General features: G+C 73.3%; 1 pseudogene. It reads left to right on the top strand.

Features of this window, described 5'->3' with window-relative positions:
- Positions 1-262 (top strand): annotated as a pseudogene (locus tag CCN72_RS13930) (two-component sensor histidine kinase); the annotation flags it as partial.

Here is a 262-nt window from a genome sequence, read left to right as displayed (position 1 = left end):
GCCCTCGGCACCGTGCCCGTGGACCTCCGTGCGCACACCCTCGACCTGCCCGGCCTCGGCAGCTACCGCGCCGAGTACGTCACCGGGCCCAACGGCTCCTTCTACGTGGCCATTCCGACCGACGACACCGACGGCATCATCAACACCCTGATCCTCGTCGAGGTCTGCGTCACCGCGGCCGGGCTGCTCGCGGCCTGCCTCGCCGGGACCGTCATCGTCGGCGTGGCCACCCGCCCGCTGCGCAGGGTCGCCGCCACCGCCA

The sequence above is a fragment of the Streptomyces murinus genome (assembly GCF_002154555.1).
GTDB lineage: Bacteria > Actinomycetota > Actinomycetes > Streptomycetales > Streptomycetaceae > Streptomyces > Streptomyces murinus.
The sequence above is the reverse complement of the archived record's forward strand: the minus strand, read 5'-3'. Positions and strand labels throughout refer to the sequence as shown.